General features: G+C 44.8%; 31 protein-coding genes and 1 tRNA gene. 31 read left to right on the top strand and 1 reads right to left on the bottom strand.

Translation table 11 applies throughout. The annotated features are described in order from the left end of the window. The 20 genes from INP51_RS14020 (at position 1) to INP51_RS13925 (ending at position 12294) form a co-directional block, all read left to right on the top strand. On the top strand, positions 1-975 hold the full coding sequence (locus INP51_RS14020) for a recombinase RecT (protein WP_193735404.1): 975 nt from the start codon (positions 1-3) through the stop codon (positions 973-975). 100 nt (positions 976-1075) lie between these two features. Further along, positions 1076-1498, top strand: coding sequence for a hypothetical protein (locus INP51_RS14015; RefSeq protein ID WP_193735295.1), 423 nt, complete (start codon positions 1076-1078; stop codon positions 1496-1498). 13 nt (positions 1499-1511) lie between these two features. Then, on the top strand, positions 1512-2243 hold the full coding sequence (locus tag INP51_RS14010; RefSeq protein WP_193735294.1) for a hypothetical protein: 732 nt from the start codon (positions 1512-1514) through the stop codon (positions 2241-2243). A gap of 50 nt (positions 2244-2293) precedes the next feature. Then, a complete protein-coding gene (locus INP51_RS14005; protein ID WP_193735293.1) occupies positions 2294-2611 on the top strand; it encodes a putative PDDEXK endonuclease in 318 nt (105 codons plus the stop codon). Between the two features lie 28 nt (positions 2612-2639). Next, positions 2640-3512, top strand: coding sequence for a DUF4373 domain-containing protein (locus tag INP51_RS14000; RefSeq protein WP_193735292.1), 873 nt, complete (start codon positions 2640-2642; stop codon positions 3510-3512). Positions 3513-3524: 12 nt separating this feature from the next. Then, positions 3525-4085 (top strand): hypothetical protein, encoded by a 561-nt coding sequence (locus tag INP51_RS13995; RefSeq protein WP_193735291.1) that lies wholly within the window; start codon positions 3525-3527, stop codon positions 4083-4085. Between the two features lie 12 nt (positions 4086-4097). Continuing rightward, on the top strand, positions 4098-4811 hold the full coding sequence (locus INP51_RS13990) for a Rha family transcriptional regulator (protein ID WP_193735290.1): 714 nt from the start codon (positions 4098-4100) through the stop codon (positions 4809-4811). Further along, positions 4812-5255 (top strand): hypothetical protein, encoded by a 444-nt coding sequence (locus INP51_RS13985; protein ID WP_193735289.1) that lies wholly within the window; start codon positions 4812-4814, stop codon positions 5253-5255. Further along, positions 5252-5554 (top strand): hypothetical protein, encoded by a 303-nt coding sequence (locus INP51_RS13980; protein WP_193735288.1) that lies wholly within the window; start codon positions 5252-5254, stop codon positions 5552-5554. Before INP51_RS13985 ends, INP51_RS13980 begins: the two co-directional genes overlap by 4 nt. 13 nt (positions 5555-5567) lie before the next feature. After that, complete coding sequence (locus INP51_RS13975; RefSeq protein WP_193735287.1) at positions 5568-5846, top strand: hypothetical protein; 279 nt, start codon at positions 5568-5570, stop codon at positions 5844-5846. Continuing rightward, entirely contained in the window at positions 5821-6249 is a 429-nt protein-coding gene (locus tag INP51_RS13970; RefSeq protein WP_193735286.1) for a hypothetical protein, read from the top strand. Before INP51_RS13975 ends, INP51_RS13970 begins: the two co-directional genes overlap by 26 nt. A gap of 210 nt (positions 6250-6459) precedes the next feature. Then, positions 6460-6530 (top strand) — tRNA-Ala (locus INP51_RS13965). Between the two features lie 131 nt (positions 6531-6661). Beyond that, positions 6662-7048, top strand: coding sequence for a hypothetical protein (locus INP51_RS13960; protein ID WP_193735285.1), 387 nt, complete (start codon positions 6662-6664; stop codon positions 7046-7048). 44 nt (positions 7049-7092) lie between these two features. Then, positions 7093-7344, top strand: a complete 252-nt coding sequence (locus tag INP51_RS13955) for a hypothetical protein (protein ID WP_193735284.1) — start codon at positions 7093-7095, stop codon at positions 7342-7344. A gap of 58 nt (positions 7345-7402) precedes the next feature. Then, positions 7403-7867 (top strand): hypothetical protein, encoded by a 465-nt coding sequence (locus tag INP51_RS13950; protein ID WP_193735403.1) that lies wholly within the window; start codon positions 7403-7405, stop codon positions 7865-7867. Beyond that, entirely contained in the window at positions 7842-9092 is a 1251-nt protein-coding gene (locus tag INP51_RS13945; protein WP_193735402.1) for a terminase large subunit domain-containing protein, read from the top strand. The genes INP51_RS13950 and INP51_RS13945 overlap by 26 nt, the downstream gene beginning before the upstream one ends. Before the next feature lies 1 nt (position 9093). Continuing rightward, a complete protein-coding gene (locus INP51_RS13940) occupies positions 9094-10440 on the top strand; it encodes a phage portal protein (RefSeq protein ID WP_193735401.1) in 1347 nt (448 codons plus the stop codon). Then, complete coding sequence (locus tag INP51_RS13935; RefSeq protein WP_193735400.1) at positions 10403-11728, top strand: minor capsid protein; 1326 nt, start codon at positions 10403-10405, stop codon at positions 11726-11728. Before INP51_RS13940 ends, INP51_RS13935 begins: the two co-directional genes overlap by 38 nt. Continuing rightward, a complete protein-coding gene (locus INP51_RS13930) occupies positions 11718-11876 on the top strand; it encodes a hypothetical protein (protein WP_193735399.1) in 159 nt (52 codons plus the stop codon). Before INP51_RS13935 ends, INP51_RS13930 begins: the two co-directional genes overlap by 11 nt. Positions 11877-12153: 277 nt before the next feature. Next, entirely contained in the window at positions 12154-12294 is a 141-nt protein-coding gene (locus tag INP51_RS13925; protein ID WP_193735398.1) for a hypothetical protein, read from the top strand. On the opposite strand, the gene INP51_RS13920 is transcribed toward INP51_RS13925, so the two are convergent. Continuing rightward, on the bottom strand, positions 12283-12606 hold the full coding sequence (locus INP51_RS13920; protein WP_331463459.1) for a hypothetical protein: 324 nt from the start codon (positions 12604-12606) through the stop codon (positions 12283-12285). The two genes, INP51_RS13925 and INP51_RS13920, sit on opposite strands and share 12 nt — an antisense overlap. 101 nt (positions 12607-12707) lie before the next feature. Here INP51_RS13920 and INP51_RS13915 point away from each other — a divergent pair, with 101 nt between their 5' ends. The 11 genes from INP51_RS13915 to INP51_RS13865 all read left to right on the top strand — a co-directional run bounded on the left by INP51_RS13915 (position 12708) and on the right by INP51_RS13865 (position 22573). Beyond that, complete coding sequence (locus INP51_RS13915; RefSeq protein WP_193735397.1) at positions 12708-12995, top strand: ribosomal-processing cysteine protease Prp; 288 nt, start codon at positions 12708-12710, stop codon at positions 12993-12995. A gap of 78 nt (positions 12996-13073) precedes the next feature. Further along, on the top strand, positions 13074-13787 hold the full coding sequence (locus INP51_RS13910; RefSeq protein ID WP_230406816.1) for a DUF4355 domain-containing protein: 714 nt from the start codon (positions 13074-13076) through the stop codon (positions 13785-13787). Between the two features lie 14 nt (positions 13788-13801). After that, a complete protein-coding gene (locus tag INP51_RS13905; RefSeq protein WP_230406815.1) occupies positions 13802-14731 on the top strand; it encodes a hypothetical protein in 930 nt (309 codons plus the stop codon). Positions 14732-14744: 13 nt separating this feature from the next. Continuing rightward, positions 14745-15074 (top strand): phage head-tail connector protein, encoded by a 330-nt coding sequence (locus INP51_RS13900; RefSeq protein ID WP_193735396.1) that lies wholly within the window; start codon positions 14745-14747, stop codon positions 15072-15074. Further along, a complete protein-coding gene (locus INP51_RS13895; RefSeq protein ID WP_193735395.1) occupies positions 15071-15376 on the top strand; it encodes a hypothetical protein in 306 nt (101 codons plus the stop codon). The genes INP51_RS13900 and INP51_RS13895 overlap by 4 nt, the downstream gene beginning before the upstream one ends. Then, complete coding sequence (locus tag INP51_RS13890; RefSeq protein WP_193735394.1) at positions 15373-15711, top strand: HK97-gp10 family putative phage morphogenesis protein; 339 nt, start codon at positions 15373-15375, stop codon at positions 15709-15711. The genes INP51_RS13895 and INP51_RS13890 overlap by 4 nt, the downstream gene beginning before the upstream one ends. A 397-nt stretch (positions 15712-16108) precedes the next feature. Beyond that, the gene (locus tag INP51_RS13885) at positions 16109-16606 is read left to right on the top strand and encodes a phage major tail protein, TP901-1 family (RefSeq protein WP_193735393.1); all 498 of its coding nucleotides are present in this window, start codon (positions 16109-16111) and stop codon (positions 16604-16606) included. Positions 16607-16653: 47 nt separating this feature from the next. Beyond that, positions 16654-17067, top strand: a complete 414-nt coding sequence (locus INP51_RS13880) for a tail assembly chaperone (RefSeq protein WP_193735392.1) — start codon at positions 16654-16656, stop codon at positions 17065-17067. A gap of 53 nt (positions 17068-17120) precedes the next feature. Further along, positions 17121-17414: a hypothetical protein gene (locus INP51_RS13875; protein ID WP_193735391.1), complete on the top strand. Its 294-nt coding sequence runs from the start codon at positions 17121-17123 to the stop codon at positions 17412-17414. Next, positions 17401-21042 carry a tape measure protein gene (locus tag INP51_RS13870; protein ID WP_193735390.1) on the top strand — a complete coding sequence of 1214 codons (3642 nt, stop codon included), beginning with the start codon at positions 17401-17403 and terminating at the stop codon, positions 21040-21042. Before INP51_RS13875 ends, INP51_RS13870 begins: the two co-directional genes overlap by 14 nt. A 1-nt stretch (position 21043) precedes the next feature. Further along, positions 21044-22573, top strand: a complete 1530-nt coding sequence (locus tag INP51_RS13865; protein ID WP_193735389.1) for a distal tail protein Dit — start codon at positions 21044-21046, stop codon at positions 22571-22573. Position 22574: the final 1 nt, after the last annotated feature.

Below are 22574 nucleotides of genomic sequence, written 5' to 3'. Positions count from 1 at the left end.
ATGGCAGTAGGAAACAGTTTGGCCAACAGGCCAAAGAAGATGGGCATGACCGCATATCTGACTACGGATGCGGTAAAGAAACAGATCAACAGTGTGGTAGGTGGGAAGAACGGGACACGCTTCATTTCCAGCATCGTATCAGCAGTGCAGACCACACCGGCTTTGCAGGAGTGTACGAACCCCAGTATCTTATCAGCAGCACTTCTGGGAGAGGCATTAAACCTTTCCCCTTCCCCGCAGCTGGGGCAATTCTACATGGTGCCATACAATAACCGTAAAACCGGGCAGAAAGAAGCGCAGTTCCAGCTTGGCTATAAAGGCTATCTGCAATTGGCCGAGAGATCCGGATACTACAAAAAACTGAATGTTCTGGAGATTAAGGAAGGGGAGCTGATTCGGTATGATCCCTTGGAAGAAGAAATTGAGGTGGATTTGATCGAGGATGATGTGATTCGCGAGGAAACGCCAACTGTCGGATATTATGCGATGTTCGAGTATGCGAATGGGTTTCGAAAGACGATGTACTGGTCAAAGAAAAAGATGCTGGCACATGCGGACCGCTACAGCCAGGCATTCCACTTAAATGCAGTAACTGGCAGCCGGAACCCGAAATGGGATCGCGTCTCCTTTGCAGATTTTGAATCCGGAACGTATCCGGATGGTGATGAATGGAAGTATTCATCGTTCTGGTACCAGGACTTTGATGGAATGGCAAAGAAAACGATGTTGAGACAATTGATCAGTAAATGGGGCATTATGAGTATTGATCTCCAGAACGCATTTGAAAAGGATATGGCAGTGATCAAAGATGATGGGCAGCCTGATTACGTCGACAATGAACCACAGGATGATGTGGTAGAAGATCAGGAATACAAGGAATCAGAGCCGCAGGAAGCACAGAAACAGTCCGTACAGACACCACAGGGAGAAAATCAGAGACAGCAGGTAAGCATGGAAGACGCGTTCTTTGGTTGATTCAGACTCGTAATTGATCTTTAAGATCATTCTTTATATATCATGGAAAATACACTTATGTCTGCCGGATCACGAGTGCCGGCAGGCGGAAAGGAGTTTTATGAAACATATTAATATGGAGAACTTCGCAGGAGGAGCTTTTACAACACAAATTAATCGTGAATTAAAGAAAGTGACCGAGAACATTCAGGATCCAAATACGGATGCTACTGCGAAACGCAAAATTACAGTTGTAATCGAATTTAAACCAAATGATGATAGAAACTTTGTTACCACGGGAGTACAGGCAAAAGCCACGCTTGCACCGGCTCTGGGTGCTGTCACTGCGATAAGTATGGGACGTGATATCAAGACGGGAGAAGTGGAAGCTGTTGAAATTGGGAGTCAGATCCCTGGGCAGATGTCAATTGAAGATGTCGAATCGGATCAGACAGAAGATGTTAAAAAGGTGGATCTATCTACGGGTGAGATCTATGAAACAACCAGTGACGTTATTAATTTGAGAGATAGAAAACAAGCATAGGAGGATAAGAAAGATGATTAAAGAAGCAATGGAGTATGTGGCAAAGTTAAAAGAAATGTCGATGGATCCAAAGGTAGTTGAAATTAACGAAAAAACTTATTGTAATAAGGATTTGATTCGCTATGATGAGGAGCCAATGGCTAGAGGGATTTGTTCCAATACACTCTCAGGCTTGATTGACTATATTAAGAATTGCAGCTTTGAGTTACGGGATCGCATGATTATACATGTACAAGGTCCGGCAAGAGTAGAATTATACTCCTGTCTTACAAAAGAGCGGAGGAGAGAATGCCTGTTTGAATGCGGTGCGATGCTTCCTGGATTTAAATTTGACCAGTGGTATGATCAGGAACGTTTTCTAATTGAAGCCCAGGCGAACTTTGAAATGGCCGGAGATATGAATATTATTTTACAGGTTGCCGGCAACGTAGAATCCAATGCAACAGCAAACTATGGAGACGATGGCGTCAGCCAGAAAACCACGATCCATCAAGGTATTGCTTCGAAAGCTGATGTTATCGTTCCTAACCCAGTGACTCTTGTCCCTTATCGAACCTTCCTGGAGGTTGAGCAGCCTTCCAGCCAGTTTGTTTTTCGGATAAAAGATCAGAATGGACAACCAGTTTTTAAGATCGTAGAAGCAGAAGGCGGTCTCTGGAAGAATGAGGCTATGCAGAACATCAAAACTTACTTTGAAGAACGGATCCCAGAAGATTTAAAGAAGAGAATCACGATTATTGCATAAACATTGTTTCCCTGCTTCCTTTGGGTGGCAGGGAATTGAAAGGAAATAACATGAACAGTCGAAATAAAGGTGCAAAAGGAGAACGAGAATTATCTAATATACTAAAAGAAAAAGGATTCACAGACTGCCGCAGAGGGCAGCAGTATTGTGGAAGCAACGGTGACGCTGATGTAGTAGGCCTGCAAGGCATACATATCGAGTGTAAGAGAGTTCAAAAGCTGAATCTTGAAAATGCTATGCAGCAGGCAATCAACGATGCAAGAGAAGATGAGATCCCCGCAGTATTTCATAGGCAGGACCGGAAAAAATGGAAGGTAACCCTTCTGCTGGATGATTTCGTTACATTGTACAAGAAAGCTCAGCATTAAGGATTGAATTGAAAGTAGGTGGTCACAAGTGGGACGAGGTGCCCCGAACAAAAAAGGACTGGACTACTTTCCGAAGATGACAAACTTTTACGAAGATGACAAGATATTCGACCTGATGGATGAATATGGCCCGCTGGGAGTCACGATCTATGATGTGATCCTGACCATCGTTTACAGCCAGGGCTATTATGCCGAACTATCTGAAGCCAAGCTGTCAAGAATGGTCACTCGTAAAATAGGTAATAGATGGATAAAGAATCAAAAGGTTGTCGTGCAAGTGATACATTATTGTGCGGATTTAGGACTTATAGATAAGGACCTCCTGCAGCGAGATGTTATCACCTCTGAAGGAATTCAAAAACGTTATCAGAAGATAGCTCTGAAGCTGATGAAGAGACAACTCTATAGTGATCAGTATTGGATCCTCGAAAAAAAGAAAAAGGGCGATCCTGTATTAAATTCACCTAAAAATCGAATTACTTCGGAAGAAAATCAAATTAATTCCGAATTAAATCGAATAACTTCGGAAAGAAGCACCCTAAAAGAAAAAGAAACTAAAGAAGATATATATATGGCTCCGCCGGACAGCTATTTTGAGGATAAGAAGTTGAATGATGCTTTCAAGCTTTATCTGGCTGTCAGAAAGAACAATGGTACTACACTTTGTAAAGAGCAGATTCAGTTATTAAAGAATGAATTACTTGGGTTGACTGACAACCCGGAAGAGCAGATTGCAATCGTCAATAAGGCAGCACTCAAAGGATGGAAGGAATTTTATCCACCTACAAAGAAGAAAAAGTCATCCGGAAAGAAGCAGCCATCAAAAAATAATAAATTCAATAACTTTCATCAGCGAGACTATGACTATGAAAAATTGGAGTCTCAGTTGTTGAACAAATAGGGGATGCAGATAATGAAAAAAAAAGACGAGAGAAAAGAACTCGAAATGAAATGCATCAATGAGTACGAACATTGGAGAAATCTATATAGATATGGTGGACAAGATCCCCTTTATGAAGATGGTATCAATTTAGATCTCACTCGGAATCATATTATCAGTTATAAAAGGGACATGGAAAAACTTGATTATTTTCCTGAGATCTATAACAAGGAACTTCCGCCTGAGATTGATAGCAAATATATGGCAAGGGCAGATGAGATTAGAGCGCATGCAAAAAAGTCTTTTGAGATCTATAAGGCAGATGAAAATTACCAGTTTCTTGTTAAGCACCGTAATGATATTTCAAGTAACGATGCCCGTGATATAAGATTGACAAATGTAATTAACTATGTGGATGGACTGTTGATGTTTATCCTTAGCGATGACCTGGTGGGGATGCGTAGGCATGAACGTCCACAGATTTATCAGGAGTCATTTATAAAATGCCGTGAAGAGTTAGAGAAACTGCTGACAAAAGAAAAGTCGGAAGAGCCTGAGAAACTAGGCCAGCTTAGTATTTTTGATTTTATTTAGGAGGAAAAGATTATGGTTAAGAGATTAGAGAGCAAATATATTGACAGCCGAGAAGTGGCTGAAATGGTAGGAAAAGAACATAGCAAACTGATGCGGGATATAAGGAATTACACTGATCAATTTAACCAGTCCAATATTGGATTCGTTGATTTCTTCGCTGCTTCGTCGTATACAGATGGAAAAGGTGAAGAGCGTCCGTGCTACAGGATCACGAAGAAAGGTTGTGAATTTATAGCACATAAATTGACCGGAATCAAAGGTACAGAGTTCACGGCTAAGTACATCGATCGTTTCCATGAGATGGAGGATACAATATCGCACGGATTTGACCTCTCACAGCTATCTCCGGAGCTTCAGGCTATATTTGCCCATGACAAGAAGATTCAGCTGGTTATGGGCCACATGGAGACACATGAGCGGCGGATTGATCACCTGGAAAATACAATGACCATTGATTATGGTCAACAGAAGGCTATCAACGACAAACATCACTGTGTAGGCATTGAGGCAATGGGAGGCAAACGTTCCGCAGCATATAAGAACAGAAAGCTCAGAGACAGGGTATTCCGTACGATCTGGAGGGATTACAAGGATTACTTTGAGATCGCGTCGTATAAAGATACTCCTACAACTCAGTTTGATGAAGCTATTGAGTACCTGGGAACATGGGCCCCTGATACAAATCTGAAAATGGAGATATGGAAGAATAACAGGGAGGTGGCGTAAATGGGACGATTGATAGAATGTGATGATCAGGGCAACTGGAGATTAAAGGGCTTGCAGTGGAAAGATCTGCATGTGGGGGAAGCACTATCCGAGCACACAAGACAGAGGATATATGGTGCGTTGTGCAAGCTAAAGGATTATGAGGATACGGATCTTAGCCCGGAAGAGGTAGAACGGTTAAATGAATGGGACGGGAGCCAGGCGGTGCAGGCAACAGTGAAATTACAGGCGGAGAAACGGAAGCATAGGTGGACTCCAGTGTCGGAGATGCTTCCACCTGAGGACAAGATAATGCTTGTGTCTTGCAAGACGAAAAAGGGGCTCAAATCTGTTAATCGCGCTTATTATAGTGCCGGGTGTTGGCATGGGTCCGGAAGCATGAGTGGGGTTGTAGCGTGGATGCAACTACCAGATCCATATAGACCAGAGGAGGAAGAGCAATGAAATGGATATCAACAGACGAGCGGATCCCGAACACTGGAGAAAGAGTACTTGCAAAGATCAGGCACCATGCGTGGGTATCGGATTTTGATTCGCTTTTACCCGATGACCAAAAGGGATACCATGAGGAGTATGTAGAAATCTGCGAGGCAGTCTTCTTAGATGGAGAATGGACCTACAGGGATGGGGATTGCGAGTATGAAGTTGTAAGTTGTACATGGAACGGCGTGGAGATCCTGTCAGAACCAAGAGATGAAGTAATTGCATGGGTGCCTATGTGGCGTGCAACATATAACATATAAGGGGGATGAGCAGATGACGAGTGAAGAGTTGACAGGGATTACAAGAGAAGATGCGAAGGCATGGGTTACTAAACGATTGAATACAGGGAAGACTTATATGATCCGATCTGGATGTGCGGACACAAATGACGATAGTAAAAGACCTATGCAGCCGCTGACATTTTATCCTAGTTATGTTTTCTTTCGAGATTGCAAGAGAGGTGGGTATGAAAGCTTTACATACGGGGAGTTACTCGGAATATTGTCAGGGACATCAGGAGGCGACTATGGAAGCAGTAAGAAAGGAAAATGACAGGAAAAAAGAGTATTTGAAATCTTATCAGGAAGCGGTTAGAGAAGAGCAGAGAATTAAAGATGAGATAGAACAACTGCGATTAGATAAAATGTGTCCGTCAGTCATCCTGGACGATATGCCGCACAGTCATAACCAGACAGACCTATCAGCATATGCAGCACGGCTTGATTCTCTCATGCTTGATTTAAAATGTAAGCTGGAGGACAAGACAGAGCTGAGGCATGAAATCAATGAAAGAATCAACTCTATGCATTGCGAAAATCAAAAGACTCTTCTATGGCTGAGATATATTCAAGGGATGAACTTTGCAGAGATCTCAGTACGGATGCATTATGAATATGGTTATGTGCTCAGAATGCATGGAAGATCACTGCGAAACTTTCCACTTGACGAAAAGTAGACATATAAAGACATATAGGACTATGATATAGTGTAAAGTGAGAACAGTGGAAATAGTTCTTGTGAAATTCTCCTAAATGTTTGATCACGATTGCCAGGTGTCAGATCCTGGCAGTTGTCTGCTCCTTAGTTAGAGTTGATGGGGCCAAGTAAGAACTCTGACAGTGGCGGTTAAGAATAAACACCCCCGAGACGTGTTGCCGTCACTTATCGGAATATAACACCAATGGCAGGTGTAACGGGTAGCGCCCGTGGTTACAGGTTCGATTCCTGTTGTTCCGACTCTCCGCTTATGCGGAGGTACCTCCCCATTTTTTGGCATCTGGCAGACATTACGCGCTGCCGGGTGCTTTTTATATTTGCAAATTGTAAAAAATTGGGATATAATCAAAGAAAAATGTAGGAGGAAATAAATGGCTGCTAAAGCAATAAGAGCTGTTGGAAAAGTTATAAAAGATACAACAAAATTTCTAAAAGATTCTGGAAAAGGAGAATTAGCAAATGATCTTTGGAATTTAGAAACCGAAATGAAAAATCTTGTAGTTGAAAATCAAAAACTACAAGATGAGAATAAAAAGCTTCATGAGGTTATTGATAATGTCAAAGTAAAAGAATTTAGGGACAATTGTTATTATTTTGATGGTGAAGGACCTTTCTGTTCTACTTGTTATGATGTTAGAAGAATAAAAGTAAGAATGGTTGAGCGAAATAACAATGCAGGATCTATATATAATAGGTGCCCTGAATGTAAAAATGAGGTTTTTAAATGTGAGACTGATGGACCTGTTTATTATGTCTGAATAAAGTTTGTTTATTGAAAAACGAAGTTTAGGGAGAAATCAAAATGATAATTGAAACAAGTTTTGAAAGACCAGATGGATATAGAGAAAATCTTGAATATAAAATAGCAGTATATGTGAGGGATAATAAAGAAATTCCTTTACACATTAATAGATTTAGCGATGAAGAAGTTGAAAATATGGTTGTAAGAATGCGTGACAGTTTTGTCATTACAAATTCTTATCAAGTGGGGAAAGGTGAAATTCCATACTTAGATATGGAGAGATTTAAAAAAGAGTTTGGATATTATATGTAGAGGTGCTTCGGCACCTCTTTTTACGTATATAAAACGACCCAGATAGGAAGGTGAGGTGATGAGCAATGGACGTGAAAACTTAATACCAAACTCCGAAAGAAGTCCGGAAGAACTTCGCAGAATGACATCAAAAGGTGGGAAAAAATCAGGAGAGGTAAGACGTCGAAAAGCAAACTTTCGTAAGACATTAAACCTGCTGCTTACCGCCGAAATAGATAGCCCTGAATGGACACCGATTCTGGAGGCCCTGGGGCTTGACAGTACACTTGAATCAGCTGTTAACGGAGCCATGATCAAGGAGGCTCTTTCGGGCAATGTAAAGGCTTATGAAGCCATTGCGAAGTATGCCGGGCAGACGGCGAAGCCGGACGAGGATATCCGCAACCGTGAGGCTGACACAGAGCTGAAACAGGCCAGAAAACAGGCTGTCACTGGCGAGAATGAAGCAGATGAGGCATTAAGTAAGCTAGATAGGATATTGAAAGAGGTACGTGACAATGCAGTTAAGCAGGAAACAGAATGAGTATATCGTGAATGCAACGCACCGGTGGAATATTAAATCCGGGGCTGTTCGTTCGGGGAAGTCTTATGTGGACACGGCATACATAGTGCCGGCACGGATCCGGGAGAGAGCAGGAGAGCCAGGGCTGACTGTGATTCTTGGTGTATCCCGGGAAACGGTTGAGCGAAATGTGCTGCAGCCAATGCGCGAGATATACACAGACCGCCTGATCGGAACGATTAACAACCGTAATATTGCCAGGGTATGTGGAGAAGATGTCTACTGTTTAGGCGCAGAGAAGATTAGCCAGGTTGCAAAGATACAAGGCTCCTCAATCAAGTACGCATACGGTGATGAGGTCGCAAAGTGGAACCAAGAAGTATTCCAGATGCTGAAATCAAGGCTAGATAAGCAGTATAGCTGTTTTGACGGGGCGTGTAACCCCGAGAGCCCTACGCACTGGCTAAAACAGTTTATTGATTCAGACGCAGATATATATTTGCAGAAATACCGGATTTTTGATAATCCGTTCCTGCCGTCAGAATACGTCTATAATCTCTGCAAAGAATATGAAGGAACCGTCTATTATGATCGCCTGATTGAGGGCCAGTGGAAACGGGCAGAAGGATCCATATATCGGAAGTTTGCAGATGCTCCGAACAGCTTTGTGCAGAAAGCCGACAGAGAGAACATTGCAAGGATAGAGATTGGTGTTGACTTTGGCGGCAATGGATCCGGCCATTCTTTTGTGGCAACAGGAAAATATAAGGGTGGCAGAGTGCAGGCTCTTATGAGCCGGCGATACATGAACAAGGATTATACACAGGGTATTGATGCAAACCTCTTGTCAGACCTCTTCCTGCAGTTTGTGGGAGCCGTCATTGAGAAGTATGGAATGCCGGGGTTCGTCTACTGGGACAATGCAGAAACAGTCCTGGGGCAGAGCATTACAAAAGCCTGCCGGGAGAAGTATCCAAGGGTTGCCGTGCTGCCGGCATGGAAAATACGAATAAAAGATAGAATTGATTATACAGTCCGCCTCATGGGAGCCGGGCTTTTTTCGTTGACAGAGGATTGTGAGACATTATCCACTGCATTGCAGGATGCCGTCTGGGACAGCAAGGCAGATGAGGATGTACGTCTGGATGATGGCACAAGTGATATTGATACGCTGGATGCCTTTGAGTATTCGATAGAGCGTGATGTTGCACAGAGCCATTACAATCCAGTGAAAGGAGGAATTTAATATGTTTCGATTAGCAGCAGATGAAGAGTTAACAGACGAAAAATTAGGAGAGTTCCTCCGGCAGCATGCATATGAATCAACATTCCGGTATCAGCAGCTTAAAAATGCGTATGAGACGGATTACCCGATATTTTACCAGGAGAAAAAGCCGGAGTGGAAACCGGATAACCGTATCGCAGTCAACTTTGCAAAGTACATCGTGGACACTATGAATGGGTTTTTCATGGGACACCCCATCAAGATTGCAGCAGATGAGGACAGTATTGGTAAGTTCGTGGAATTTCTGGATCAGTATAATGACCAGGATGATAACAATGCGGAGCTGTCGAAGATATGCAGCATCTATGGAAAAGGCTATGAAATGTATTACGTAGACGATGCGGCCAATATCGGAATTACATATCTGACACCAATGGATGCCTTTATGATTTACGATGATTCAGTGCTTTGCAGGCCCAGGAACTTTGTACGGCTGTACCTGGATGCTGATAATGTGCTGCACGGCAGCGTATCGGATGAAAGCAAAGTACGGTATTTTACCCAAAAAGGGCGGCTTGTATGGGAAGAGGAGGAAAAGATACATGGCTTTGACGGAGTCCCTGCTACAGAATATGTCGAGAATGAGGAACAACTGGGGATTTTCGAACCGGTACTGACCATGATCAACGCCTATAATAAGGCAATATCGGAAAAGGCAAATGATGTAGATTATTTTGCCGATGCTTACATGAAGGTGTTGGGGGCTTACGTAGATGATGGAAGTGTCAAAAAGATACGAGATAACCGGATTGTCAATTTTACACAAGGGATGCGGGATATTCTTCCAGAAGTGGAGTTCATGAGCAAGCCGGACGGCGACGCCACACAGGAGCATTTAATTGACCGATTGGAGCGATTAATTTTCCAGATCAGCATGGTTGCCAATATTTCCGATGAGAATTTCGGTACCAGCTCTGGAATCGCTCTGAAATATAAGCTCCAAGCAATGAGCGACCTGGAAAAGACCAAGGAACGGAAATTTACATCCGGAATGAATCGCAGGTATAAACTGATTTTCAGCAACCCGGTGTCAAGGATGAAGAAAGATGATTGGGTAAAGCTGCATTATCGCTTCACTCCGAACTTCCCTGCAAATGTCCTGGAGGAAACACAGATTGCACAGAACCTTGACGGAATCGTATCACAGGAAACGCTGTTGTCGGTTCTTTCTGTCGTAGATAATGCGCAGACTGAAATCCAGAAGATTGAGCAGGAGAAGGAGAGGGCACAGGAGACGGCCGCAGAGGATAGGTTATTGGAGAGGTTAAGGGATGAACAGCAAAACGTATTGGAGTCAGCGGGAAGCTAAACAGCTCAAGAATAATATAAGGGATGAGATTCAATATAACAAGAAAATCAAAGAGACCTATGATTACATGCTGGATAATATCCAGAAAGAAATCAATGGCTTTTATGCCCGTTATGCTACTAAAGAGGGGATAACCTTAAGCGAGGCAAAGAAGCGTGTTAGTCAGCTTGATATCGATGCTTACGGGCGAAAGGCTAAGCGGTATGTAAAGGATAAAACCTTCACGAAAGAAGCCAATGAAGAGATGCGGTTGTACAACGCCACCATGAAGATTAACCGATTGGAACTCTTAAAAGCGAACATTGGTCTTGAGCTGGTGGATGGTTTTGACGAATTGCAGAAGTATTTTGACACCACGCTGACAGATCGGACATTGGCAGAGTTCAAGCGCCAAGCTGGAATCCTTGGCAAGTCGGTTCTGAACAACGAAAAGACAGCACATTCCATCGTGAATGCCTCTTACCAGAATGCAAAGTTCTCTGACCGGATATGGATGTACCAGGATATGTTGAAAGCAGAATTGTCCAGTCGGCTAAAAATTGGTCTGATACAAGGGAGAAATCCCAGGGAGCTGGCAAGGCATATCTCTAAAGTGTTTGGAGTGAGCCGGAATAATGCGGAGAGACTTATGCAGACAGAGCTTGCCAGGGTACAGACAGAAGCCCAGAAGCAGTCCTATGAGCGTAATGGCTACGATAAGTATGTATTTATCGCGGAGCCGACGGCCTGCCCAATCTGTCAGGCTCTGGATGATAAGGTATTTGATGTAAAGAAGATGATGCCTGGGACAAATGCCAGCCCCATGCATCCACATTGTCGTTGCAGTACCGCAGCTCATGCTGACCGAGAAGCCTTGGAGACAAGACTTGCCGAAATCGAAGCGCAGGAAATTAAAAGCCAACCGAAAGGTGTTGTAAAATCCGGTAAAAATGATACAATAAAACTAAAGGACATAATTATACACAGGAGTGTTGGAGCAAAGGCTAGAAATTATAAAGCTGTTGATAGGACAACTGGCATTGAGTATGAATTTGTGCCGGGTACCCACATACAGAACGCAGAGGTTTTTGCCGGAAAAGGAACAAAGCACCCACTTCATGGCGGTGTCCCAGAAGGACTTACAGAAGAATACGGCGGTGATGTTTCGAAGTGGCAGCATGCTAAAGGCGAAGGCATATTAGTAGGTGAAGATACAGGAGAAGAATATCCTGCTGAAGTGCATTGGTTCCAGGAAGAATCTGTTGGCAAAGTAAAATTTAAGGTAAAGAGGTGGTTGGATGAAAGTTAAATATCTGGGGAAAACTGAATTTTTGGTATTAACTCATGACAAAGTATATGAAGTTCTGGCCACTGAAAAGGGCTGGTACCGCATTGTGGATGATTCCGGGGAGGATTATTTATATCCCCCGAAGTATTTCGAGATAATTGACCAATAGATAGCATCAGTCGATAATGGCCGGTGCTATTTTTGTACACAAATTTAAGGAGGTGTAAAGGACGGAAAAGAACGAAGTATTAGACTTGGGATGTAAAATCCTAAAAAGTGTAAAAATCGATGATACCGAAAGCATACAGGTTAATGTAACTGACTATGATGATGGTTCAAGGGCAGTATCCATTGAAATTATCTATCCACCGAGCAAGGCTTGAAAGGCGGTGATCCGGCAATCTGCCACCGGACGGGCAATGTCCGGAGAATAGGAGGTAACTGTAATGGACTATACAATTGATCTCAGGGTTGACACCAAGGAAATAGATGATGCTATAGAAAAAGCGAAGAGACTTGTTGAGCTTTTGCATGAAGCCCAGCAAGCCATTACATCGCTTTCAGGATCATCTGAATTAGAAGCCTAATTTCTTTGCGGCATACTGTTGACTTGCTTTGCCTAGCATATCCTTCCAGGTGCTAAAATTAGTGCTTGTAGCAATATGCTTGTCAAATTCATCTTCGGGAATATTTTTAAAATCTTCCTGAGATTCAACTTTAAAGCCGCCCGCATTTAACAACTCGTCCATAGAAGAAAAGGATGTGTATTTTTTCATGAAAGATGGTGTAAATAACTCACCAAACGGTACACTGTGAGTCCCATCTAATTCTTTTGCACCCTTTTCCATTTGCTTGAGCTGTTTTTCAAGTTCGTCAAGCCCTTTTATCTTCATTTTCACAGAGAGGCCTCCTTTCGTATGTACTCGGCTTTAGCAAGCCTGTAAGTACATTATGGTGGAATCGGAAGAAAATAGCAAGATGAAAGAGAATAGGAGGTAACATGATTAATGTAAGCGTCCAAAAGGACGAAATCAGAGTGCTTGGTCACTCAGGATATGCCCCACCAGGACAAGATATCGTGTGTGCCGCAGTATCCACGTTAACGCAGGGCTTAATCGCATCCATAGAGGGGCTGACAGGTGATAGGCCAGATTACACAATTGCGCCGGGCGTATTCATTTTAAAAATTAAGGATTTGTCAGAAAAGTCAAAACTTCTGGTAGATTCTTTTTTTCTGGGCATTTGCGGTGTTGCAAGTACCCATCCAGATTATGTGCGACTTGTTTAAAACTTGTCCGAAATTGACATTAAACTACAGTGAACGCTCTGGGCACTAAGTGAATGGAGCGGGCACGGAAAGGATTTTATGAGAAATAGAATTTATTTAGAGATGAGAGAAACAAAGAAGCCTTTTGATCTGCAGCTATTCGCAGAGGGAGACGGAGCTGGGGCCGGTGACGGTAATGGCGACGGAGACGGGGCAGGTGCAAGTGGCGGAACAGAAGAGGAAGGTGGTGCAGGGACCAGAAGTGGTAACGGCAACGGCCCGGTATCATTTGACAATTTCCTGAAAGGTGAAGGCAATCAGGCGGAGTTTGATCGCCGGGTGCAGAAAGCAATTAACACAGCGGTCACAACCGCACAGGAGAAGTGGCAGGCATTGACGGATGATAAGCTGTCCGAGGCTGAAAAGCTGGCGAAAATGACAAAGGAAGAGAAGGCCGAGTATAAAGCCAGGAAACTCGAAAAAGAGATCGCAGACTTGAAGCGGGCAAATGCTCTTTCCGATATGTCAAAGACAGCCCGGAAGATGCTTTCCGAAGAGGAGATCACGATTCCTGATGAACTCCTGTCACATCTGGTGTCAGACGATGCAGCGGACACAAAGACAGCAGTGGAATCATTTACGAAGCTGTTTAAAGAATCTGTCCAAGGTGCCGTCAAGGACGCTTTAAAGGGCAATCCCCCGAAAGCCGGAACAGGTGGAAAGGGAACAGTAACCAAAGAACAGATACTTGCAATCAAAGACCGTGCCGAAAGACAGAGAATGATCACAGAACATATTAATTTATTCCAGTAAAGGAGATAAAGAACATGCATACAAAGAAATTTGATTTACAGTTATTTGCAGCGCCGGCGGGGATGACCGGCAAAGCGCAGATCACGGTGGCAGCCAGAGAAATTGATTTTGTTACATCCTTCTCCAAAAATCTGCAAGCCCTGACGGATATCATGGGCATTTCCAGATTTATCAAAAAAGGGAACGGAACCACCTTAAAGACAAAGAAAGCAACCGGCACTTTAAAGAGTGGGACGGTAGCCGAGGGCGAGGAAATCCCGCTTTCCCAGTTTGAAGTAAAAGAGACACCTTACGATTCTATTGATATTGAGAAATATCGAAAAGGTGTGTCTGCCGAGGCTATTGCAGAGCATGGCTATGATGTAGCTGTTGCCATGACAGACGAAGAGTTCAAGACAGAGCTGCAGGATATCGTACTGAACCGGTTCTACGACTTCCTCAAAACGGGAACTCTGACATCTACCGAAACGACTTGGCAGATGGGAATCGCAATGGTGATTGGAAAAGTAAAGGACAAGTTTAAGAAGATACACAGAACGGCCACAGGCGTTGCTGTGTGGGTGAATACTCTTGACCTGTACAAGTATGTCGGTGCCGCACAGATCACGATCCAGACCGCTTTCGGTATGGATTACGTGAAAAACTTCCTAGGGGCAGATGTCGTATTCATTTCGTCCGAATTGGAAGAAGGACAGATCATCGCAACGCCTATTAATAACATCATTGGTTATTATGTAGATCCAGGTGATTCCGAGTTTGCGCAGGCAGGACTGCCGTACACCACGGATTCTGAAACTGGACTGATTGGATTCCATACCGAGGGCAATTACAGCCGTGCACTGTCTGAATCCTATGCAATTATGGGCTTAAGGCTCTTTGCAGAATATCAGGATGCAATTGCGGTGATTACGGTGGAAGAACCAGAAGCACCAGTAACCCCGTAAGCGAGGTGATTAGATGGCAGCACTTGACGATGTAAAACTCCTGTTGGGTATTACTGATACCGACATGGACAGCAAGCTAAACCTGATCATTGCTAATGCAGGGAGACAGGTGCTTGCTTATCTGCCAGCCGATGTAACGACTGTTCCGGATCCATTGCAGTACATCGTGACAGAGCTTGCAATTGTACGCTTTAACCGGATCGGGAATGAAGGTATGGCCAGCTACAGCCAGGAGGGAGAGAGTATTACATACGGGGATGATATTGCCCCGTATCTCTCCGCAATTCAAGCATGGCTTACTATGCAAGAGAGTAATAAGAGAGGGGTGGTGAGGTTTCTGTGAGGTATTTAGACCGGATCACTTTCGTGCGGCTTACACCCGGTGGCTACGATCCGACACTGGGCGAGGATAAGCCACAGACAGAGATCAAGACCACGTTAGATGTCAGCATTACAGACTTAGGCACCGATCGGGCGCAGGCACTCTTCGGGGACTATAAGAAAAAGCGCAAGGTCATACGACTATTGCGTCCGTACAAGGAGCCATGGGACTACCTGTATTATAAGGACGTTAAGTATCAGTTCGCCAGTCACACGGACCTGAAGGGAAAACAAACCCTAATCGTGGAAGAGGTGAAGCAATGAGCAGTGGGTTAGAAATCAGGGGCATCGATAAGCTGATGGCGCACCTTAAAAAGTGTGCTACCTTAGAAGATGTTAAACAAGTTGTCAGGGTTAATGGGGCAGAGATGCATCAGAAAACCCAGCGTTTCGCCCCGGTCGATACAGGCGCATTGAAACGTAACATACGTCTGGATATTGAAAATCAGGGTATGGCAGCCAAAGTTACCAGCGAGGCAGAATATGCGCCCTATCAAGAGTATGGTACCCGATACATGGCTGGAACACCACACGTACGTCCTGCTTTTCGCATCCAGTCTGCAAAATTTAAAAACGACATGCAAAGGCTGGTGAAATGATATGAAGCAACCAGACCAGCAGTTTTACGATGCCTGTTTTCAATTATGTCTAAATAATCACTATGACACATACCCATATAAACCGCTCGAAGATGTGCCCTATCCCTTCATTGAGGTTGGCGAAGCAATATTGATACCGAGGGCTACCAAAACAGCGATATTGGGTAGCGTGTCCTTGACTCTGCATGTGTGGGGGGAGGGCGGCAAGCGCAAACAGGTATCGGATATAGTTAACAAGCTATTAATGGAAATTAAAGGGATTAAGACCACAGAGTCATTACGGTGGTTGACCCCCTTGAATCAATGTAACTTACAAATCTTGCAGGATACGTCCACCGGAACCGCTCTATGGCACGGCGTGTTGGATGTCACTGCGCAATTTTATTAGGAGGTAAACATGCAAACACCTATTTTCGGCAAAGAGAAGATTTTAAAGTTCCGCCGATACGAAGATGCTGCAACGAAAAAGGCAGCAAAGCTGGCACTGCAAATTGAGCATACCATCACGTATGACACCAATGCAGACAGTCAAATGACAAAAGACGGTCCTATCAACTACGATGGCGGGCTGACCACATCGATTGAAATTTCTGCAATCTCCACCAGGGATGAAGTTAACGAGATGTTGCGGCAGAGCGTGCTTAAAAGGGAACTGCTTGAGGTCTGGGAGATTGACCTGGGCAATAAAACCACAGATAACAAGTACAAGGCAAAATATGGTCGTGGACGCTTGACGGAATGGGAAGACCCGGCGAACGTGGAAGAAGCTGCACAGTTCACGACTACATTCAACGTCGATGGTGAATTACAGGACGGCGAAGTGACGCTGACGGCTGACGAAATCGCTACGATTCAGTATGCGTTCCAAGACACAGAAATCGAATCTGGCAGCTGATTAAGCAAGGGGCGGCGTATTGTCGCTCCAATTTTATGGAGGAAACTATGCAGATTAAAATAAATGGTATTGACCATACTTTGAGATTTGGTCTTAAATTCATCCGCGAACTGGACGAAAAGTATTATTTTGAAAAAAATGGCGTGAAGTTCGGCGCAACGCTTGAGGACAGAGTGCCTTTGATATTTTCTCACGATCCGGTGACGCTGGCTGATTTTCTCTACTCCGCAACCGCAACTGAGGACAACAGACCTACCAGGGATGAGGTAGACACCTATATTGAAGCATGCGAGGATATCGATAAGTTATTCGAGGAGGTGTTAAGTGAGCTAAAAAACTCGAATGTTACCAGGAGCCGAGTGGAACAGATGGAGGCGCTTCTGAACATGATGAAGGAAATCCAGGAAGAGGAGAAAGGCAAGAAGCCGAAAAGTCCTCCAAAGAAACCTACGAAGAACTGATTGTTAACTGTTTCCGGCTGCTGGGAGTAACAACGCTTCGCGAAGCCGAGGAGATGAGCCTGTATGAATATCGCCTGCGGTTACAGGGTAATCTCTTGAAACAGGTTGACCGGGAATACGAGCTGCACCTGCAGGCATGGCTGATGCGAGAAATTAAAGCGGAACGGGCGATAGGCAAGGATAAATCAGAGCTGGTATACAAACGGTTTGATAAGTTTTTTGACTACGATGCACGGATTTCCAAAGTAAAAAAAGCCGGCGGATTTAAGGCATGTGATTCCGGATTGCGACAGGTGGCCAGACGATTAGAACAGTTGAGAGAGGAGGGAGCAGATGGAAAGTTATAGCGTACAAGCGGTATTAAGTGCCATAGACAACGGATTTACATCACAAATGAATAAAGCACAGTCCAGTCTGCAAGGCCTGGACAAAGGCTCTGCAAAGGCTAAAACATCCATTATGGACATTGCTAAGGGTGTTGGTGCTTTCAAGCTTATCCAGGTGGGCGCAAGTACGGCCAGGGCATCCCTCGACAAAGCGTTTGGACGTATTGATACCATGGAGCAGTTCGACCGTACCATGACCCGTATGACCGGTTCTTCTGATGCAGCCAATAAGGCATTGGACAGATTGTCCGGAGCCACTACAGGCACCGCTTACGGTCTTGATGTGGCTGCCAAAGCTACGCAGGATTTTGTGACCAGGGGTATGCATATCGGTGATGCTACCCGGTCGGTTGAAGGCTGGATGGATGCCGTAGCATTTTACGGCAAAGGCACCAACGAACAATTAGAAACGGTCATGGACGCACTCGCCAAGATGCGCACCAAAGGTTCTGTGGAAATGGAACAACTGAACCGGTTGTTTGACGTCGGCATTGATGCTGTTGGCATGTATGCACAGGCAGTGGGTAGGGATTCAGCGTCCGTACAAGACGATTTAAGCGCAGGAAGTATCAGTGCACAGGAGTTTTTAACGACTGTAGAAAATGCCATGCGTGAGGGTACAAACGGTGTCCAGAGTGTAGCAGGAGCCGCAAAAGAAGCCGGTGCAAGCTGGGGCGGAACGTTTGACAACATGAAAGCCGCTACAGCCCGAGGCATGGTGGCAATTATCCAAGAAATTGACGGCGGTCTGACCAATGGTGCATTGCCAGATATGCGTACCGGATTACTGGACAGTGCAAAGACCTTCGAAAAGTTTTTGAAAGTTGTCGGAAAAGGTACCGGCGCAGCGGTTAAGATTGCGGCACCGGGGATTAAGCTGGTAGTTAATAATCTGGACGTGCTAGGTGCTACTGCACTTACGGCGGCGGGAGGATTTGCCACATTTAAGACGGTAATGGCGGCTATGAGCGTCACAAAAAAGGTTGCAGCCGACTTCAAAGCGGCAGACTCTGCTATCCGGAATATTGATGCCACATACGGAGCGTTGACTATTGTGCTCGGAAAAAATGCACAGGCTGAATTGATACGTGCCGCAGCGGTAAGGGCTGGTATGACCGTAGACGAAGCAGGAAACGTTATCACGAAAGAAGGTACAGTTGCTACATCTGCCGAAACGGCTGCATTATTGGCCAGTACCGGAGCGATTAGCGTAAAAACTCTTTTGATGGGGGTACTTACCGGAAAAGTTAAGTTGACCACAGCTGCACAGCTACTCTGGAATGCTGCTATGTCCGCTAACCCTATCGGTGTTGTAATTGGTCTTGTGACAGCGTTTGTCGGTGTTGTGGTTGCTGCTACGAAAGCAATTGTCAAAAACGATAAGAAGCTGCAAGAAATAAAGGACACCACGGAAAAAGTGTCTGAAGAAACGCAGGAACTCACCTCTAACATAGCATCCACAGCAGAGGCCTATGACGCTAACATCCGTGCGATAGATGCGCAAAACGGCGCAACCGAGACGATGCTTAGTAATCTGATGGAGCTGTCAACAAAGGAAAAGAAGTCCAAAAAGGATAAGGAAGAGATACGGCAATATGTCAAGAGCCTGAACGATTCCGTGGACGACCTGAACCTGAGTTACAACGAAGAACTTGACATGCTGAATATGACCGAAGGAGCCATTAAAGCTAAAATAGCGGCATATAAAGAGCAGGCACAGGCGCAGGCATCACAGGAACGGTATGTGGAGTTGCTGAAAGAACAGCAAGAAGTTGCTGCCAAAATAAAAGAAACTGATAATGCTCTCGCGGAAGCACAGACAAAATATAACGATGCGCAGTGGTGGCAGATTGCAACATCTATGGAGACGAGTAAGACAATAGGCGACCTTATAGACACGAAGAGCGACCTCAAACTCAAGGAGGATGAATTAACCGAAACCATCAAGGCGCAGGAAACCACAATGGGAGAAAATGCCGCTAAAGCTGCCGAAGCATCCGCAATAGCCAGCGATGCCGTGAATACAGGCGTGCAAAAACAGATTACCAGTCTTAATGCCTTGTCTGAAGCACAAGAGATCACGCTTGATAGGGTGGTGAGCGCCTATGAAACAATGACAGGAAGCCTTTCCGACCTTAGCACTAAGATTGAAGAAGATTCAGAACAGACATGGGCTAAAGTGCGTGAAAACCAGACGGATACGCTTGAAAAAACCCAAGAATTTGCGGATTTATACGCTGCCGCAATAAATGCCGGGGTAAGCGAAAGCTACTTAAATGCAATTGGAGCAACCGGGCCAGAAGCACTTCCACTTTTGCGGGAAATGATGGATGGGAGTATTGACGAGGTGTTGGCGTCGCAGGGCGAATGGGAAAGTGCCTACCAGACTATCAACAGCAAGTTCACCGACTCCCTGCAGCTCGATGATGGTCAGCGTGCAACGGTCAGGGAGTACATCTCCGGTAAGGCTGGGGTATTGGGAACACTACAAAGCGCATTGAATGAAGCGGATATACCTGCCCTTGGAAACGCAGTACCAGAAGGGTATGCGAAAGGCATCGATGAAGGCACGGAAGAAGTTGTTGACACTGTAGAAAACATGGTGGGAGCGGGCATAGAGGGTGGAGCGGCGAAACAGGATTCTAACTCCCCGTCCAAGGTCTATGAGGGACTTGGCCAAGACGCAGTCTCTGGATATGTTATGGGTGTACAAGCCAGCCAAGGACAGATAGGCAGCGCTATGTCATCTGCTATACAGATCGGGATAAGAGCCGCAGAATCAGCTTCTAAGTCCGGCATGACAGGTATTGTAAAAACCACCAACCAAGCATTTTCTGGCATGAACGCAGCCGCTAAGACCGGGATGTCCGACATGACATCCACAGTCACAAGTGGCATGAACTCCACAAAGAAAATTGTGGACGCTGCCATGAAGCAGAGTACACAGTCGGTCACAACTGGCATGAAAAATCAAAATACACAAGTTGCCACCGGCATGAGGCAGATACAGTCAGCAGCATCTTCCGGCACTTCGGGATTTGTGCGGACGATTACATCCGGCATGAACTCTGCTGTGAGTGCAGTTACGTCCGGAAAGTCCCGGATGGTTACGCAAGTCAACACATTGCAGAGTAGTTTTTACAGCGCCGGAGTGTTTGCTTCACACGGCTTGGCTAATGGTATAAATGCTGGTTCCGGCGCGGCTATTGCGGCTGCAAGAAATGTCGCAAACTCTGTGGCTGCTACAATGCGTAATGCGCTACAAGTACACAGTCCGTCAAAGGTGACAACAAAAATCGGTGAGTACGCCAGTGAAGGAGCTGCTATTGGGCTACTGAACATGATATCGATGGTGAAAAGGGCAAGTGACAAAGTAGCACAAGTCATGGTACCGCAACCGGATACAGTCGCAAGGCCCGCTTACGCAGGGGCAACGAGCGGTTACAGTGCTTATACAGGGCACAGTGGGAATATGACACTTGTCCTGGAGGTGGATGGACGAGAACTTGGAAGGGTAGTTGCTCCGTTTTCGGAGTTGGAAAATCAAAAAAGAGCCAAAATAAAAACTAGAATAGCGGGAGGGCGGTAATATGTACAGTTTTACGGATACCGGAAATGTGACAGATACGGACATTGCAAGACCGTCCGAAGCGCTGTCCATTGATGGAGTCTATATCGAGGATAAAATTCCCGGGTACCGAACAGTAACGGTATCCGGCAGGGAATCTTATGATATGCAATATTCCGAGTACCGAATTGGAAATACGCTGCATATGCAGGACTATTATCAGAACAGCCGGGTAATCGAAGTAGAATATCAATTACAGGCAAGCACGCCGGAAGAACTGATACAGAGATACAATGTCCTGAACGGGCTCCTGAATTTTAAGGAAGCGAAGATAAGTTTTGCTGATGAGCCCGACAAATATTACATTGGCACAAAAACAGCGTCTGAAGCCCCTCCAAAAGGCCGGCTGAATATAGCATCAACCTTTTCAATCTATTGCCCGGATCCGCACAAGTATAGTGTAGCAACAAAGCAGTTTACAGCCGCTAAAAATGCAAACGGCATTTTAGAGCTTACCATCAACAACGAGGGTACCGCAGATGTGCCGATAGATTATACCGTTGTGCATAACCACGATAACGGTTTTTTGGGGTTCGTCTCTGATCGTGGGGTACTGCAGACCGGAAAAATTCAGGAGGTAGATCTGACACCTTATAAAAAAAGTGAAAATCTGATTAATACCGATGATTTTTCCAACTGGGCGCGTGATACAAGTGTCCATCCGGAAAACTCTGCAAAAAAGACCAATGGCCAATTGAAGATGAACACCTATAATGGAAGAAAAATATTACAGTTAATTGATAAAGGTGGGACGTCAGGGGTAAACGGTGGCATGATCAGTATGCAAATACCGCCGGACAGTGAGGGGGACATAGGTGCAACTAATTTTTACTGCTATTTTAACCTTTGGTTCGAAACCGGTGCAGTGAAGCAAGTGTCCACAATGAGTATTAACTTTTTGGATGAAAATGACAAACTTATCTATTGCTATATGGTCGGAAAGAATGACTTAAATAGTGGCAAAGCACATGTGATGATGAGAGCAGGAGGTTCGCAGGAGCATAAGTATTTTGACCAGTACTTTGAGCCGGTCAACTCCCAATTCGGCAGTAACATGTTTGACTGGCCGCGAGGCAACTGTGATGTTTTAAAGGAAGGGGACAAGTTGAGCGGATATTATTACGGAACACGATATTCGACCGTTGTCCCTGATTTGAAAGATAAAAAATGCTGTAAAATTCAGCTCTACATCGGTGGATACGATCAGCTAGATATGGTGACAGGTTCGTGCTTTCGTAGTTTGATCTTCCAGAAGACAAATGTACAGAAATGGAACGATAATCCGAATCGATATCCCAATGGAAGCAAAGTTGAAATTGATGGAAAAGAAGGAAAAATTTATACAGATGGAGTTCTCCGCATGGATGATGAAATTAAAGGAAGTCAATATTTTCTCGCACCTCCGGGTCAATCAAAGGTGCAAATCTACCATAGTGATTTTAGCGTGCCGGAACCAGATGTAACAGCAGAGATAAGGGAGGCTTGGTTATGAC

Origin of the sequence: Blautia liquoris, assembly GCF_015159595.1 — a bacterium.
Lineage (GTDB): Bacteria > Bacillota > Clostridia > Lachnospirales > Lachnospiraceae > Novisyntrophococcus > Novisyntrophococcus liquoris.
The sequence above is the reverse complement of the archived record's forward strand: the minus strand, read 5'-3'. Positions and strand labels throughout refer to the sequence as shown.